Source organism: Neobacillus vireti, assembly GCF_036962345.1.
GTDB lineage: Bacteria > Bacillota > Bacilli > Bacillales > Cytobacillaceae > Neobacillus > Neobacillus vireti_A.
The window spans coordinates 66,830-83,047 of the sequence record NZ_JBALNB010000013.1 but is presented as its reverse complement, the minus strand read 5'-3'; the positions used below and the strand labels follow the sequence as shown (position 1 = coordinate 83,047).

The window sequence follows — 16,218 nt, the reverse complement described above, 5'->3', positions numbered from 1 at the left end:
CGTTTAGAACAAAAATAACGACAAGCCCTTATGATAGGACTTGTCGTTTCTATGCCTTCTCAGGTCTAAGAATCTCTTTTTGTTTTTTTACAAGGTCTTTTATTTCTTTAAAGCCGACAAACTTCTTCGCTTGCTCATCCCAAAGCCGAAATTTGAGTGAGCTGAAACTTGTTGCTAACGTAATCGTGGGAACATTTTGTAATGGAAGGGTTTGATTATGTGCCTCTTCCAGCTTATAGTTTGGAACCCTTGGGCTTAAATGATGAACATGATGGTAGCCAATGTTCCCCGTAAGCCATTGCAATATCTTGGGCAGTTTATAGAAGGAACTGCCTTCAACCGCTGCTTTCAAGTATTCCCAATGCTTGTCTTCTTCAAAGTAAGAATCTTCAAAAGTATGTTGGACATAAAACAGCCAAATTCCAAGAGAACCTGAAATTAAAAAAATCGGTCCTTGTACGAATATGAACTGTTTCCAGCCAAGAATCAAACATAGTATGACTGTTACAGCCAAAATCCCTGCATTTGTTATATAGGTATTGATTCGCTCATTTAGCCTTGCACCTCTTCGATTAAAGCGATTCTTAATTAAAAAAACATATATTGGACCCAATCCAAACATGATAAGCGGATTCCGATACAAGCGATATTTAATTCTTTCAAATGTTGAAGCTGCCAAATATTCTTCAACGGTCAATACCCAGATATCCCCGGTTCCCCGCTTATCTAAATTACTGCTTGTTGCGTGATGTACAGAGTGATCGTGCTGCCATTGGTTATAAGGAAAAACCGTCATTATCCCAGTGATGGTTCCAAGCACGGCATTTGCTTTTCGATTCCTAAAAAAGGAGTGATGGCAGCAATCATGGAAAATAATAAACGTCCTCACCAAAAATCCGGCAGCTAGAATGGAAATACCCAATGTTAGCAGGTATGAAAGAGATAAACTTTTATAGGCCAGCACCCATAATCCAAAGAACGGTATCAGGGTATTTAGCAGCTGCCAAATACTTGCCGGTAAACTTGATTTTTCAAAGGCTGCAACTTGCTTTCGTAAATTCTTTTGCTTCTGATCCATTTTCTCATTATTCCCTTCTTTCATTTTAGTCCATAGCTGTCATATGCAAACCATGATAAATGTCATATTCCCCTATTACGCGAAGAGAGGAGAAGCTCGACTCCGAGCTTCTCCTCCCCTTTTGGGCAAGTTTATTTTTTGCTTTTCTCGTACGAATTAACCCTAATTTTATAAATTTTTCTATTTTACTCATGGTTTGGACCAGCTATTGAATACATTTTATTAAGGTTGTTTTCGTAAAGATTGTTGTTAAAATCTTAAAGCCGATTTTAACGTGGTTTTAGCTATTTTGCGCTTTAGAATTTAGTTGAAGGGGTAATGGACTTGAGTGATTCGTTTACAAACTTTAAATTCATCCGATTTGCTGTGGCATATGTCTTTATTACATCTGGTGTGATGAAATTATTTAGCACAGAACTTGCACAAGTATTTATCGGTTTAGGACTGCCTTTTCCAGATATACTCCTGTATGTTACAGCCTTTCTGGAAATTATTTGCGGTATTCTCATATTGGTAAACCGCAGTGTAAAATACGCAGTTATCCCCTTAATTGGAATTATGATTGCGGCCATTCTGCTGACAAAGCTCCCTGAGTTACACAACGGGATTTTACCTTTTGCCTTTAAGGCAAGGTTAGATATTGTCATGCTGGTGCTCTTGTTTGCCTTATATTCAAAATCATCATCATAACCGATGTTTACCAGTTTGTTTTCGTCAATCCGGTTCTCAATTTATGTTAAAATGATGAAAAACAAGCAAAGGGGAGATCTTTATTTTTATAAAAGAAAAGGTAAAAAGTCTTCCCGCAACCCCCGGGGTATATTTAATGAAGGATTCCCGCGGAACCATCATTTATGTCGGCAAGGCAAAGAATCTTAAAAGGCGTGTTCAATCCTATTTCCAGCAATCTAAAGCACATCCTCAAAAGATTATTAAGCTTGTCAGCAATGTGCGAGATTTTGATATTCTGTTAACAGATACAGAATTTGAAGCATTTATGCTGGAGTGTAAGTTAATTAGGGAAATCAAACCTCTATTTAATAAAATGATGAAAAGCCCCCAATCCTACTCCTACATTGTGGTCGACCAAGGTACAAGGTACCGTGATGTTAAGATTACAAACTGTCGTGATGAACAGGATGGCAGGCTATATTTCGGGCCTTTTCCCAGCAAGAATAAAGTCGAAACAGCAATAACAGGCATTAAGGAATCTTATAAAATTCTTTGCAGCAACCCTAAAGCAAAGAATTCGCTGTGCTTAAACCATTCACTTGGGTTGTGCATTGGTATGTGCGGAGGCGGACCGGCTATACAGGAGTATAATGCGATTATCGAGGATTTCATTGCCCTGCTTTCTGGTGAGAATAGGGTAATTCTTGATCAGATGAAAAAAAATATGGCGGAAGCTGCAGCCCAATTTGATTTTGAGGCTGCCGCTAAGTATCGAGATCGAATCGATGCCATTCAGTCTCTTCTTAGAAAAGAAAAGGTTATCGAGTTTACCGAGTCAAATAAGAATTTAATCGTTTTAGAAAATTTAAACGAGAACTCCTTCAAGCTTTTTCTCATTAAACGGAACGAAATTCTTTACAGTCAAATCCTAACGATTGACAGTGCAGACCTTCATCAGCTCAGTAGGACCATCAGTTCAACCTTTACCGATAGTGCTAAACATGCCCGCAAACACGTAAGTAGAGATGAAATTGATGAAGCACAAATTGTTTATAATTATGTAAAAAGTAGCCATTGCCGTTATACAACGGTTCCTAATAAATGGGTTCAGACCCACATGGATACAAAAGTGGAAAACGCAATAAACAAATTATTAGTTAATAACCCCATAAAATAGCCCTCGTTTGTCTCTATTAGACTGTGAGGGCTATTTTAATATGCCAAGCGATAAATTAAGAACCGCTCATTGGGATTATTCTCATATAAGCCAGGAAGTTGAACCTCTTTTATTAATTCAAATAAAGTATGATTTTCTAAATAATAGATATAATCCTCAGATGGATAATATAAAATTACGTCAACTTCCCGTTTGTATTTCTCCACCGAAGCCAAAATTTTATTCATGATTTTCCAAAAAATTGGTATCGTAAATGGGTTAAAAAAGTAAAAACGGTTATCGAAAGCTGTAATATTATACTTTTCTGCCAAGCAGCACTGAAATTGAATCTTGCCCTTATATTCTTTCATTTTTCCTAAATAACTCGTTTGGTTGGCTAATGCTTCTTGGTAAAGATTCTCGTTCATTTCAACTCCGGTAACAGAAGCATGAAACAAGTAATGAATAAAGAAGTTGAGTCTGCCTTTTCCGCAGCCAAAATCAACGATATGGTCGCTGCTCTTCAATTCATATTCAGCAAATAATTTTTCAAGTGCCTGGTAAGGTGTTGGCTCATATCTGTGATAATGGAAGGACTTGTTGAATCCCTTTTGATACCCTTCTGTTTTTATATTCAGTAATTCATCGTAATTACGTTCTTTCATGCATTTGCTCCTGCCTGCCCTCTCATTCATACGCGGAAGGGTCGATAAAAAAATTATAGCCTAAATAAACTACCATTCCGATTGCCGTCAGTAAAAATGCCCAACCGAGCGTTAGCTGCTCGATTACTAAATAGTTATTACATAACTGCACAGGTGACCATATATATAACCACCCCAGTCCAATAAACATTAGAGTGAAACTAATGATCACAACATTTTTTCCTAATGAACTGAGTTTTCTCCAACTGTCTCGTAAAGGAATTCCCGCTAATAATGGTAAACTAATAAATTTAAAAACTTCTACCATCTGCGAAGTCAATGCTTCATCCATGCTTCGAGGTAACATCCAGTATACCATGATAATGACAAATAACGTAATTCCCGGAACTCCATTACTATTCCACTTTTCAAAAAAATGAGGAAATCTTTTTTGGAAAAAAGGTGCCATTAACATTCCGGCGATTACCAGCATCGGCATCTGCATATGCATATGGATGACCATTAAGGTTTCCATGAAATCTGCAACAGGAGGAATAACTAAGAAAATGAGTAAAAGTAAGCCATAAAACGACTGATTCATGGACTATTCCTCCCCTTTGTTTTCAAGGATGTTAGCAACCTTTTGAGCAGCTTCGTCGATTTTTTTATAATCCATTACATCAATCAAACTGCCTTTTTTATCTATTAAATAAAAAGCAGAGTTATGAGCAAAATTTCCGTTTTCATCTGGAATCACAATGACACCGAATGCTTTTAATAACGAATCTAACTCAGCCCGGTCCGGAATTCTTGCCATACGCCAGGTTTCAGCATCACTTTTAAAAAAGTCTTTGTATTTGTTTAAAACAGCCGGAGTATCTCTTTCCGGATCGAAGCTTATGCTCAAGAAGACAATTTCTTCTCCTTTTACACTGCTTGGCAGTTTATCGTAAACCTGCTTCATATTGTATTCTAATTCAGGGCAAACCGTGGTACAGGATGTATAGAGAAATGTAATAAATACATATTTATCTTCAAATTCAGATATTGAATATTTTCGTCCCATACTGTCTTCAAGGGTAACATCCGGGAATTTAGGTTTATCATCTTTTAGCTGCTGCACTCTTGCTTTTTCTGCAGTAAATGCGGTAAATCCATCGGTTCCGATAAAAAACAATCCAATTCCAAATACTATAACAAGAAAAAATGAGATTTTCGTATATCTATTATTGATCATATAGATCACTTCCAAATTTGTTTTATTTGAATAAAGAGATAGCCCAAGCACTTTGAGCTATCTCTTATAGTTTAAATCACTGTCTAGCTTCAGCACCTAGGAGAAATTGAACTGCATTTTTCCCTGGCCAGGGCGCTTCCGCTTTTCTTATTACCAAGTCTTAAACGGTGGTGATCCTGGAGGCGCATTTACAATCATATCAGTTAAAGGTATTACATATGCCATTGCAACAATAATAAGCATTACTACGATCCAAATGCCCCAACGCTCTGTCCAATAAGGAGTTTTTGATGCATTTTCCTCTTCTTCTGCAATTGGGAATTCTGTTTCACCTTTTGGTGCAAAGAACATCATATTGAATACAGCGTACACTTGTAGAATAACACCGATAATTAGTAAAGTACCGCCAACTGCTAATAACATCAAGTATGGGTCCCAGCCTAATGCTGTTGCATGATCCCCGTACGTTGTGTAAGAGGTTCTTCTCGGTGAACCTAGCAAACCAACGTAGTGCATTGCACCAGACATACAGATCATACCAATTGTCCAAATCCATGTTTGGATAACACCTAAACGATTGATTTGCGGCGTTAATACGCGGTTCGATATAAAAGGAACTAACCAATAACTGATTCCAAAGAATGTCATAACCACTGACATACCTAATGTTAAGTGGAAATGTCCAACAATCCACATTGTATTATGAACTACTTGGTCTAATTGATTTGTGCTTTGTGCAATACCGCCAGCTCCAGCTGGAATGAAAGCAACCATCGCGATAAATGGAGCTAGGAAGCGAACATCGCCCCAAGGCATTTTCTTCCAGAAGCCAATTAGGCCTTTGCCGCCTTTTCTTCTAGCCGTACGCTCAAATACTGCAAATAGTGCAAATGCTGTCATGAGAGAAGGGAATCCAATTGCCAAACTCATAAAGACGTGCATAAATTTAACGTATTGATTGATAGCAGGGTCAATGATTTGGTGATGGAATCCACCAGTGATGTTCATAACGACTAGAGCGATAATAACCACACGAGTTAATACATCACTCCAGCGCTTTCCGCCGATAATTTTGGGTACCACTACGTACCATGCAGAAACAGCTGTTAAATACCAGATATTAACCAATGTGTGTCCAAAAGCCCAAAACAGTGTACGAGCGACCATTACATTGATTGTTTCTACCCAGCCAAACGTCCATGGTAAAATCATAACCAAGACTTCAACTGCTACGAACATGAGAGCGAAAAATAATAGAATGAATACACCTGTTGCAAAGTAAGAAAGGATTGGAACATGCTGACCTTTATGATTTTTCCTCCAATTCGCTACTTGGATGAATGCTCCAACACAGCATAACCAAACGCCGACTACGATTAAAGCTAAACCAATATAGAATACTGGATGTGCAGCCATCGGCGGATAGAAGGTGTACATAACCGACGCTTCATTCATTAAGATTGGAATAACCGCTAAGACAAACCCGACCAACTTGATGAAGAAACCAACCCAGGCGAGCTTTCTTACTTTTGGAAGAAGTCCTCCCAAGTTATGTGAAAGTGTTGCATAAAAGTATCCAATGGTAAAGAATGCTGTTAACACGAGGATTAATATTAAACCATGCGCCGTCAATACTTGATAATAATTAAACCAAGTTGGTAACTCTAACAATCCTGCCCGGTTTAAACCTTGTAATAATCCTAAAAATCCACCAACTAATAATGCGATAAATGCTACAGCTATATATGATTTCGAAATTTTTGCATCCTCTGGGTGATATCCCAGCATTTTGTTTGCTTTATCTTTAAAACCTATTTTTAAATCTGCCTCCATTTTCATCTGCTATCCCCCCTTATTTCACCGTAATCGTTGTACTCATTACTTGGTGACCCGCACCACAATATTCATTACAGATAACCAAATAACTGCCTGCCTTATCAAATGTTTGTGTGATTTTTTGAATATGCCCTGGCATAACCATTGCATTGATATTTGTTCCTGCCACTTCAAATCCGTGTACAACATCTTTTGAAGTCATAATAAACGTAACTTTTGCTCCAGCTGGAATCTCAATGTTATTTGGAGTAAAGCCAAATGCTTGTAACGTCATAACGACTTCATATTCATTGTCGCCCACTTTTTTTACTCCTGGATTATCAAAAGGAGCTATATTATCAACATTCTGTGGATCGATTGTTTCCATATTACTTGGTGGTCCCATTTCTAGTGCAAAAGCTTGGTAACCTGTGATTAACATGAATCCCATGATGATACCAAAACTTATCGTAAGCCATATTTTTTCATCAAGGTGCATTTTCATCTTTATCCCCCCTTATATTCTGGCCATATAAAGACCGTATAGAACTATATACGTAGCAACAATCACGACTCCAACCACAGTTACGGAAAGCCATGTTCCTTTTAATGGTTCTTCCTGATCTTTTTTATTTTTTTGAGTAATCTTTGTAGCTGCCATCGAAATTCAACCCCCTTAATTTGTTGTTACTTATATAATAATTGCGAAACGTTCTCACTGAAGTGAACTGAATCACATAGAAAAAACAAAAATACAAAAATATCAACTGAATTTTTATATCAGTTTTGTGTCTATTTAGAGAAAAACGCACGAATATCAACCTTTTAAAACCCTGAAGAATCAATATTTTATATTCTGATATAGAAAGGATTCTCAGGTGGTAAAAGTGACAAATTTATGAACGATAGAAACAATATTTAAATTTTGTCAAAGTAAAAAGCTGCCCGTTAATGGACAGCTTGAATGTATTTATATGAATTAAAATCTGTTAAAATAGCGGCAGTGTAAAAATAATCACCATTAGGAATATTATCATTATATAATTTACCGAATATAGAAAAACCGCATGAGCCCATTTTAAGTCATCCTTCGTAGAAAATCCTCTTATACATACGACTAGCCAGCCAATGTTTAGGATCGTGGCAGCCACTACAAAGGCGGTACCAAGCTGCGTTAAAAAAAAGGGCAATGGCAGCAGGCAGGCAACATACACGACAATTTGGACTTTTGTATTTTTAAATCCCTTTACCACCGGAAGCATTGCCACACCCGCAGCTCTATATTCTTCACACTTCTTCATAGCAATGGCAAAAGTATGCGGCATTTGAAATACAAATAATATTAGAAAAAGGATAATGGGAACGATATGAAAACTTGACTCAACTGCTGCCCATCCAATTAAGGGAGTAACGGCTCCTGAAACACTGCCAATTACCGTATTTAAGGTATATCTCCGCTTTGACCACATCGTGTACAAAATGACATAGGTGAACCATCCTACGAAAGCATATAGTGCTGCTTCAATGGTAGTAAATAGTAAAAGAATTAAACCCAGAATGGTTAAAACAATACCAATGGTCAAAACAACGTTTAGAGGAATATTTCCCGTTACAGTTGGTCTATTTTTCGTTCTTTCCATTATTGTATCTATATCAACATCATACCAATTATTAAGGACGAGAGCTCCAGCCATAACCATTGTACTTCCAATAACTGTTAGCAAAAAAACTTCCCAGTAATCACTAAATGAATGGTTAGAAAAATGCAGCGCCAACCAGAAACCAGAAAAAACAGGCAGAACATTAGCAATTAATACACTTGCTTTAAAAAGTGACTTTAGGTCAGAGATTAAGCTAGAGGGGTTTCTATCATCTATCTGAAAAAAAGATATATCGTTTTTACTCATTTCACTAAACCTCCAAACTTAAATCCTTCCCTATCATTAAATCATACATCATAAGCCTTTTGCATGATATTCATCACTTAAAATTTTCCAAACTCACCATCCTCGTCCTGCGCCGCCGCCACCTGAAGAACCGCCTCCGCCTCCCCGGGGACCACCGCCGCCTCCACCTCTTCCACGTGAGATGATCGATAGCAGAAGATACGTTAGGGTTCCGCCAAAAAACTTAAAATCAAGAAAAACAACGACAACGACTATAAGGATTAACAGCCATGAGGGTATACCGAGCCCTTCATTTCCAGATGGCTGCCCAGCTTGATTTTTCTGTACCGGCATGCCTCCCTCTTGCCCGTATTCGGCTAAAACTTCATTTGCCAGTGCCTTATACGTTTCTATGATCGCTTGGTTTGGCTGATTATTTTGAAGATATGGAATGGCATGCTGATCAAGAATCTGCCCAGCTTTTCCATCAGTGATTCTCCCTTCCAATCCATATCCCACTTCGATTTTTATTAAACGATCGGTTACGGCAATAACCAGCAATACACCATTATCTTGTTGCTCGCTGCCAATTCCGTACTGTCTAAAAGCTGCATTCGCATATTCCTCTATTGTGTTTTCTCCAATGGTGTCTACTGTTAATACAGAAACTTGGGCAGTGGTTTGATCTTCAATAGATCTTCCTAAATTTCTCAATTCTGCTATTTCTACTTGTGTTAATATCTTCGCGAAATCTTGAACATAAATATCGCCAATGGGCGCAGGCATTTTAATTTCTTTAGCAGCTGTACTGCCTGATAGCAGGAAAAAAAATAAAAAAAGAAGGCTGAAGACCGCTTTCGGTTTCATTATCCATTGCCTCCAAAGTCAACTTCAGGAGCTTCAGCCGCTTTCGGATCTGCTGTAAAATATTCTTTCTCGTCAAAACCGGTCATACCTGCTATAAGTGCCCCAGGAAATTGCTTTACTTTTTTGTTATACACAGCGACCTGGTCATTATAATCTTTTCTTGCTACGGAAATCCGATTTTCCGTTCCAGCCAACTCATCCATTAATCGCGTAAATTGCTGATCCGCTTTTAGATTCGGATAATTTTCAACGACAACCAGTAACCGGCTTAATGCACCTGATAATTCAGCATTTGCCGTCGCTTCTTCTTCTACTGTATTCGCTCCTGCTAATCTTGCCCGAGCATCAGAAATCGATGCGATCACTTCTTTTTCATGTGAAGCATATCCTTTTACGGTATTCACAAGGTTTGGTATCAAATCAAGCCTTCGCTGCAGCTGATTTTCGATTTGTGCATAGGATTGATCTACATTTTCTTCAAGAGTAACAAAGTTATTGTAGCTCGACGCCAACATCACCCCAGCAAAAACAATCACAGCTAAAATAATTCCAATTACGATATATCCTTTTTTCAATTGAACACACTCCTTTCCCTATAGTATGTTTCACTTACTATTTCTACTATGAAAAGCTGTGTGGATTTATTTAATCCGCACAGCTTTTTTTCTTTTTATTTATGATCATTTAATTCATCAATAAGCTGCTTTGTTCTTTTTGCGTTTCCTTCTGCAAAGTTTTCAAGGCGTTCCTTTAGTTCATCGTCATCGTGAACCCGTTCGGCCGTTATTAAATAAGTCCGCATTAGATCCTCTTCCATCTCTATAGAATCCTTAAGAATTTCTTCAAGATTATTTTTTTCTTCTTTTTCACTTTTCCCTTTAAAGATATTTGCAGTCAAAGCATATGCCTCCTTTAAAATCAGGTACCTAATACTCCTCCACTGTTGCAATATGTGGTAAGTTTCTGTACTTTTGAGCATAGTCAATTCCATAGCCTACAATGAATTCATCTGGAATCACAAAGCCAACATAATCCACAGGCAATTCCACTCTTCTTCTCTCGGGCTTGTCTAATAGTGTGCAAAGTTTAATTTGTTTTGGTTTATGCATGTCCAAATGATTCCTCAGAAAATGCAAGGTAAGTCCACTGTCTATGATATCTTCAACAACCAAAACATTCTTATTCGTAATATCCTCATCAAGATCCTTTAACAGCTTAACTTTTCCAGTTGTTTCGGTTTGGTCGCTATAGCTTGAAACCGAAATGAAATCGACATTAATGTCTCCTTTCATTTCACGAATCAAGTCTGCTGCAAAAACAAATGATCCCTTCAGCACAACGATTAACATTATTGGCTCATTGTTAAAATCGCTTTCAATTTTCTCAGCCAATTCCCGTATTCTTTGTTTGATCTCGTTTTCTGAAATCATCGTGTCTTTTATTCGATAGGGCAAGAACCATACCTTCTTTCTATTTAATCCGAATTAATCAACATTACTATTCCCGATTTATACCATCTTGAAACAAATTTCTATTTGGGTAATGCTCTTTCATTATGAAGGACAATTCTATCGGCATTTTTTCGAGTTTTGTCTTTCATCGCGGGAATGAAGGTCAATCCTACCGGGGTTTTACTGAGTTTTGTCTATCATCGCCTTCATGAAGGACATTTCCTCCGGCACCTTACCGAGTTTTGTCCTTCATCGCCTTCATGAAGGACATTTCTACCAGCATTTTACCGAGTTTTGTCCTTCATCGCCTTCATGAAGGACATTTCCTCCGGCACCTTACCGGGTTTTGTCCTTCATCGCCTTCATGAAGGACATTTCCTCCGGCACCTTACCCGGTTTTGTCCTTCATCGCCTTCATGAAGGACATTTCCTCCGGCACCTTACCGGGTTTTGTCCTTCATCGCCTTCATGAAGGACATTTCTACCAGTTCTGCTGGTTATTCTTTATCAGACAGCGATACCTTTGATTTAGTCATCCAGTTCTGTCTCGTGATAAAAATATATGATTTTATCAAATCAATCAGGCTTTGGACTATTTTAATTTAAATCCATTAATTTAAAAGAGGAAAAAAGAGATTAATATGGAATAAATCGGTTAGAATGGAATTTGTACATAATCATTTAAGAGGAGTGAAGAAAATGCCAATAAATGCTTATCTTGTTTTTAATGGTAACACCCGAGAAGCAGTAGAGTTTTATGCGAAGGTTTTTAAGACAGAAACACCGAATATCATGACCTTTGGAGAACAACCGCAACATCCTGATTATCAAATGCCAGAGGAAGTAAAAGATTTGGTTATGCATACACGACTTAACATTGATGGAAGCACTGTCATGTTTTCTGATAACTTCCCTGGGTCACCATTTATTGAAGGCAATAATATAACAATGGCTTTAGTCAGCCAAAATTTGGATGATATTCAATCTTGGTATGATCAACTAAAAGAAGGCGGAAAGGTTACGATGGAGCTCCAAGAAACCTTCTGGGCAAAACTTTATGGTCAAGTAACGGACAAATTCGGAATCCACTGGCAAATCAGTCATGATAGCGGAGAATACGGCAAGTAATTATCATAAATAAAAAGGATACAGCCAATTTTGCGGCTGTATCCTTTTTATTTACTTCAAACTTCTGCTTAAGAAAGCTTTTGTCCGTTCGTTCTGTGGATTTGTAAACAATTCTTCTGGGTTCCCAGATTCAATAATTTCTCCGTTATCCATGAAAATCACCCGATTGGCCACTTCCTTGGCAAAGCCCATTTCATGCGTCACAACAATCATCGTCATTTGCTCTTCCGCAAGTGCCTTGATTACTTCAAGGACTTCTCCCGTCAATTCAGGGTCCAATGCCGAAGTAGGCTCATCAAACAAAAGAATTTCAGGATTCATCATAAGTGCTCTCGCGATGGCAACTCTTTGTTTTTGACCTCCTGAAAGATTGGCCGGGTAGAAATCCGATCTATCACTAAGACCAATTTTCTTCAAAAGTTCGGTACTTCTTTGTTGAATGTCGGCAATTGGTTCCTTTTTTACCAATCTAGGCGGAAGCTCTAGATTTTCTTTTACTGTCAGGTGTGGGAATAAATTAAATTGCTGAAAGACCATCCCCATTTTAGAAGTTATTCTTTTTACTTCTAGTGGTTTCGCGTAAATTCCATCTTGAACGAATGGGTCACCCGATATCGTAATGCTTCCTCCATTTATTTCCTCCAAATGGACTAAACTTCGGAGCATTGTGCTTTTCCCTGATCCAGACGGACCAATTACAGCAACAACATCATTTTTATTCACGTCAAACGTTATTCGTTTCAAAACATCCACATTGCCAAACGATTTCTTCAGGTTGGATACTTCAATGATAGCCACATTTACCAATCCTTTTATTCAAATTTATATCTCCGCTCAATTCCTTTAAAAACAAATGTTAACAAAAGTGTCATTATCAGATAAATCAAACCAGCAACGAAAAATGGCACAATCGTAAAGTCTCGGTTAACAGCTGTTTGCGCGTAATGCAGTAATTCCGGTACAGCCACTGCATAGAGCAGTGCGGTATCTTTAACGAGTGTTACCGATTCATTTGCAATTGCGGGAAGCGTGACTCGAAACATTTGCGGTAAAATGATCCTCGTAGTTGTCTGCCATTTACCTAAACCAAGTACCTGTGATGCTTCATATTGTCCCTTATCAATGGCTAGGAGACCACCGCGGAATATTTCCGCAAAGTACGCTGCGTAATTTAGGACAAATCCTAAACATGCTGCAACAAATCGATCTAATACTAAATATTCTCCGACTACTGGCAGCATAGGAAGACCGAAGCAGATAAGTAATAATTGCAGTAATAGCGGGGTACCCCTCATAACATATATATACCCTTGCGCTAGTAATGATAAAGGCTTCAAACTGCTCTTAACAGCAAGCGTTAATAAAAAACCGAGCGGAATTGAGACGATGATCGCAATGAAAAATAAAAGAATCGTCATCTGTGCGCCTTCAAGCATCGGTTTGAGAATCGAAGTAAAATAGTCAAATGACATGGAAAACTCCTCCAAAAACAAAACAGGGTTCCCATAGGAAATCCTGTTTTACCTTATTTTCATATTACTTTAATACTTTATCTTCTCCAAACCACTTTTCTGAAATACTAGCGGCTGTTCCGTCCTCATTCATTTCATCAAGTGCCTTTTGGAGTTTTTCAAGTAATTCTTCATTGCCTTTTTTAACACCAATTCCATATTCCTCTGGAGCCAGCGATTCATCAAGTACCTTAAATGTACCTTCTTCTTTCGTCATATAGTAATTGATTACAACTTCATCAATGACCACAGCATCTAAACGACCACTCTTTAAGTCTGTTAAGGCTTGTACATTATCTGCAAATTCAGTAACAGTCTTAAGTTTTTCTTTCACTGGTGAAGAATCAAGGGCATCCGATGCTGAAGAAAGTGACTGCAGCCCAACTACTTTCCCATCTAAATCATCTAGTTTCGTAACCTTTGAATCAGCAAGGGTAACAAGAACCTGTGCATTTTTCAGATATGGTTTTGTGAAAAGGACCTTCTCTTTGCGCTCATCCGTGATTGTGTATCCGTTCCAAATCAGATCAATTCGTCCACTACTAAGCTCAGCTTCTTTTGTTTTCCAATCGATTGGCTGGAATTTAACTTCTGTTCCCATTTTATCTGCTGCTGCTTTCGCATAATCAATATCAAAACCTACAATATTATTATCCTCATCACGGAATCCCATTGGAGCAAATTTATCATCAATCCCGATAACTAGCGAATCCTTTTCCTCTTTACTCTGTGATTTTGAGCACCCTGTAAAAACTAAAAGTACGGCAGTTACGATAAGAATCACAGTTGCTAAACTTTTCTTCATTTGTATTTACCCCTTTTTATAGAAAATTATATTTACTTTAGTACGTTACCATATTATCGTGCTACCACATTATAACACTATAATATTATCAAATACAATAGCTAGAAAAAGAATTATAAAAAAAAGGAGTCTACTTAATAGACTCACCTATTTGTATTTTCCAAATCATATGATCTTGCCCCTGACCCCAATAATTCTTCAGTAAATACTCAGGTTCTCCGAATTTCTTTTTCCAGATCGTTTGGGCAGTTTTGTAGCCGCTGTCGAGACAGATTTCTAGGACACCCTTTGACTTTAATGTTTGCAGCAGTTTAGCAAGCAGTTTATTCCCTACACCTTGTCTTTGATAGTCAGGATGTACAAATACGGTTCCCACTTCAATCATTTTCCCAAGTACTCCATTGGTACAGTCCTGAATCAGTTTGCTGGCAGGACCATATTCTATTGTCCCAATAATTTTATTTCCAGCCAAAGCTATTAAAAAATACCTTTTCTCTCCATTACCTTCAAGGTCGATTTGCAGATAATTTTTCTTGCTGGTAATTTCAATTTCAATATCTTCCTTTAACTCCGAAAGTCCTTCTCTATCAAAGGTATTGGTAACCACAACCCTAAAAAAATGGTTCAGTTCTTCGGTGTCTTCAAATTCTGGCCTTCTAATCTCGACTTTTCTCACACCAAAGCCTCCTTACTTACATTGACATATTTTTTTGAACGGTGATCTTATTTACCACAAAAAGTCCACTATAGAGCAGGAAAGTTCCGGCCATTAAAATAATTCCTACGTACACAGACATCATGGTTGGCACTAAAAAAGCTCCCAAAATGATCGATGCACGTGCGATTAAATCTGCCCCGCTGAAACTTAAGTTAGAAAAGGCTGAGTAAGAACCACGCTTGTCCTCCGGCATCATATTTGCTTTTTCTGCATTCATAATTGGGGAGTAAATAAGCTCACCAATTGTGGCCAAAGCATTGAATAAAATCAGGACATACCAACTATTCGCTGAAGTGACAATCGTATACCCTGCACTATAAAACAATAATCCTAGGAGTAACATCTTCCGTTTTGAATACTTATCTGTTATTTTTGTTATAAAAAAGGTAAGAGCTACTACCATCAGCATATTTTCGATATTTAGAAAACTCAGCATCCTTACCCCTGCAATTTCGAAATTCCCGACAAATACCGATTTGAATTCCTCTGCTAATCGTACCCCAATATAACTATTTAGTGAGAATTCTGCTGCAAAAATAAACATTGACCCAGCAACTGCCATGACAAATGGTTTATCCTGAAACGCGACTTTGTAGTTTTGATAGAGATCCACAAAAATATTTTCATGCTTTTTTTCCAGCAGCTTAACGCGTGTATCTTGAAGCCATATTCCATACGCAATCGGCAGGCTAATAGAAACGATTGTTAAAGCGATAAATAGTTCTATTTGATGGTTCACATACAAAAGACCACCCAAAGCTGCACCTATTGCCATCGACAGATTAGTAAGCCAATATTCTATTGCATAAACACTCTTCCGATTTTCGGGTGTTGTCGAGTCAATGATAATGGCATGAACGGCTGGCCGGCCAAGGCTGCTGGTAATCGTGAAAATCACATAGCTGACCGCAAATAGAACAATCCATTTTTGATCTGGGAACAAGCTTACTGTCATAAGTGCAAACATAAATGCACTAGACGCTGATGATAGAATAATAATCTTTTTTCGAGGGAAGCGGTCTGAAATATAGCCGCCGATAAAATTAATAAAGAAGCCTATGATTACCGTAATTGCTAAGAATATACCTGCCCAAACCGCCCCTTTGTGCTGTGCAAAAAAGAGCGCCATAAATGGCATTACCGAGCTGGCAATTGCTCGGTTAAAAAACGAGGTAATCAGCCGAACCTTAATATTTTGAGGATAGTCCTTCCACGCCATATTTATCAACACCTTTCTCACTCTATATAGT

The 16,218-nt window shown here is 37.9% G+C and carries 20 protein-coding genes; 3 read left to right on the top strand and 17 right to left on the bottom strand.

Annotated features, from left to right (window positions below):
- Window positions 1-49: 49 nt before the first annotated feature.
- Window positions 50-1,078: a fatty acid desaturase gene (locus tag V7108_RS16900; RefSeq protein WP_335514230.1), complete on the bottom strand. Its 1,029-nt coding sequence runs from the start codon at window positions 1,076-1,078 to the stop codon at window positions 50-52.
- A 324-nt stretch (window positions 1,079-1,402) separates the two neighbouring features.
- Here V7108_RS16900 and V7108_RS16895 point away from each other — a divergent pair, with 324 nt between their 5' ends.
- Both V7108_RS16895 and V7108_RS16890 read left to right on the top strand, forming a co-directional pair.
- Window positions 1,403-1,768 carry a DoxX family protein gene (locus V7108_RS16895; protein ID WP_335568912.1) on the top strand — a complete coding sequence of 122 codons (366 nt, stop codon included), beginning with the start codon at window positions 1,403-1,405 and terminating at the stop codon, window positions 1,766-1,768.
- Window positions 1,769-1,904: 136 nt separating this feature from the next.
- Window positions 1,905-2,927: a UvrB/UvrC motif-containing protein gene (locus V7108_RS16890; RefSeq protein WP_335568911.1), complete on the top strand. Its 1,023-nt coding sequence runs from the start codon at window positions 1,905-1,907 to the stop codon at window positions 2,925-2,927.
- 35 nt (window positions 2,928-2,962) lie between these two features.
- Here the strand turns inward: V7108_RS16890 and V7108_RS16885 are convergent, their stop codons facing one another.
- The 11 genes from V7108_RS16885 to hpt all read right to left on the bottom strand — a co-directional run bounded on the left by V7108_RS16885 (window position 2,963) and on the right by hpt (window position 10,809).
- Complete coding sequence (locus tag V7108_RS16885; RefSeq protein WP_335519916.1) at window positions 2,963-3,571, bottom strand: methyltransferase; 609 nt, start codon at window positions 3,569-3,571, stop codon at window positions 2,963-2,965.
- Between the two features lie 22 nt (window positions 3,572-3,593).
- Window positions 3,594-4,151, bottom strand: a complete 558-nt coding sequence (locus tag V7108_RS16880; RefSeq protein ID WP_335519919.1) for a hypothetical protein — start codon at window positions 4,149-4,151, stop codon at window positions 3,594-3,596.
- Between the two features lie 3 nt (window positions 4,152-4,154).
- Window positions 4,155-4,787: an SCO family protein gene (locus tag V7108_RS16875; RefSeq protein ID WP_335568910.1), complete on the bottom strand. Its 633-nt coding sequence runs from the start codon at window positions 4,785-4,787 to the stop codon at window positions 4,155-4,157.
- A gap of 150 nt (window positions 4,788-4,937) precedes the next feature.
- Window positions 4,938-6,620: a cbb3-type cytochrome c oxidase subunit I gene (locus V7108_RS16870; RefSeq protein WP_335568930.1), complete on the bottom strand. Its 1,683-nt coding sequence runs from the start codon at window positions 6,618-6,620 to the stop codon at window positions 4,938-4,940.
- A gap of 19 nt (window positions 6,621-6,639) precedes the next feature.
- Window positions 6,640-7,107 (bottom strand): cytochrome c oxidase subunit II, encoded by a 468-nt coding sequence (locus V7108_RS16865; RefSeq protein WP_335519924.1) that lies wholly within the window; start codon window positions 7,105-7,107, stop codon window positions 6,640-6,642.
- 12 nt (window positions 7,108-7,119) lie between these two features.
- Complete coding sequence (locus V7108_RS16860) at window positions 7,120-7,263, bottom strand: hypothetical protein (RefSeq protein ID WP_335519926.1); 144 nt, start codon at window positions 7,261-7,263, stop codon at window positions 7,120-7,122.
- Window positions 7,264-7,591: 328 nt separating this feature from the next.
- Complete coding sequence (gene cyoE, locus V7108_RS16855) at window positions 7,592-8,509, bottom strand: heme o synthase (protein WP_335519928.1); 918 nt, start codon at window positions 8,507-8,509, stop codon at window positions 7,592-7,594.
- Window positions 8,510-8,602: 93 nt separating this feature from the next.
- Entirely contained in the window at window positions 8,603-9,355 is a 753-nt protein-coding gene (locus V7108_RS16850; protein ID WP_335568909.1) for a TPM domain-containing protein, read from the bottom strand.
- Entirely contained in the window at window positions 9,355-9,930 is a 576-nt protein-coding gene (locus V7108_RS16845) for a LemA family protein (RefSeq protein WP_335519934.1), read from the bottom strand. The genes V7108_RS16850 and V7108_RS16845 overlap by 1 nt, the downstream gene beginning before the upstream one ends.
- Before the next feature lie 95 nt (window positions 9,931-10,025).
- Window positions 10,026-10,253, bottom strand: coding sequence for a hypothetical protein (locus tag V7108_RS16840; RefSeq protein ID WP_335519937.1), 228 nt, complete (start codon window positions 10,251-10,253; stop codon window positions 10,026-10,028).
- A 28-nt stretch (window positions 10,254-10,281) separates the two neighbouring features.
- Window positions 10,282-10,809: a hypoxanthine phosphoribosyltransferase gene (hpt, locus tag V7108_RS16835; RefSeq protein WP_335519940.1), complete on the bottom strand. Its 528-nt coding sequence runs from the start codon at window positions 10,807-10,809 to the stop codon at window positions 10,282-10,284.
- Window positions 10,810-11,505: 696 nt separating this feature from the next.
- Between hpt and V7108_RS16830 the strand changes: the two genes are divergently transcribed.
- On the top strand, window positions 11,506-11,934 hold the full coding sequence (locus V7108_RS16830; RefSeq protein WP_335568908.1) for a VOC family protein: 429 nt from the start codon (window positions 11,506-11,508) through the stop codon (window positions 11,932-11,934).
- Between the two features lie 51 nt (window positions 11,935-11,985).
- On the opposite strand, the gene V7108_RS16825 is transcribed toward V7108_RS16830, so the two are convergent.
- The 5 genes from V7108_RS16825 to V7108_RS16805 all read right to left on the bottom strand — a co-directional run bounded on the left by V7108_RS16825 (window position 11,986) and on the right by V7108_RS16805 (window position 16,187).
- Complete coding sequence (locus V7108_RS16825) at window positions 11,986-12,732, bottom strand: amino acid ABC transporter ATP-binding protein (RefSeq protein WP_335513241.1); 747 nt, start codon at window positions 12,730-12,732, stop codon at window positions 11,986-11,988.
- Between the two features lie 14 nt (window positions 12,733-12,746).
- Window positions 12,747-13,406: an amino acid ABC transporter permease gene (locus V7108_RS16820; RefSeq protein ID WP_335513239.1), complete on the bottom strand. Its 660-nt coding sequence runs from the start codon at window positions 13,404-13,406 to the stop codon at window positions 12,747-12,749.
- Between the two features lie 64 nt (window positions 13,407-13,470).
- On the bottom strand, window positions 13,471-14,250 hold the full coding sequence (locus V7108_RS16815) for an amino acid ABC transporter substrate-binding protein (RefSeq protein ID WP_335513237.1): 780 nt from the start codon (window positions 14,248-14,250) through the stop codon (window positions 13,471-13,473).
- 130 nt (window positions 14,251-14,380) lie between these two features.
- Window positions 14,381-14,926, bottom strand: coding sequence for a GNAT family N-acetyltransferase (locus V7108_RS16810; protein WP_335513235.1), 546 nt, complete (start codon window positions 14,924-14,926; stop codon window positions 14,381-14,383).
- A gap of 16 nt (window positions 14,927-14,942) precedes the next feature.
- The gene (locus tag V7108_RS16805) at window positions 14,943-16,187 is read right to left on the bottom strand and encodes an MDR family MFS transporter (RefSeq protein WP_335513233.1); all 1,245 of its coding nucleotides are present in this window, start codon (window positions 16,185-16,187) and stop codon (window positions 14,943-14,945) included.
- Between the last annotated feature and the right edge of the window lie 31 nt (window positions 16,188-16,218).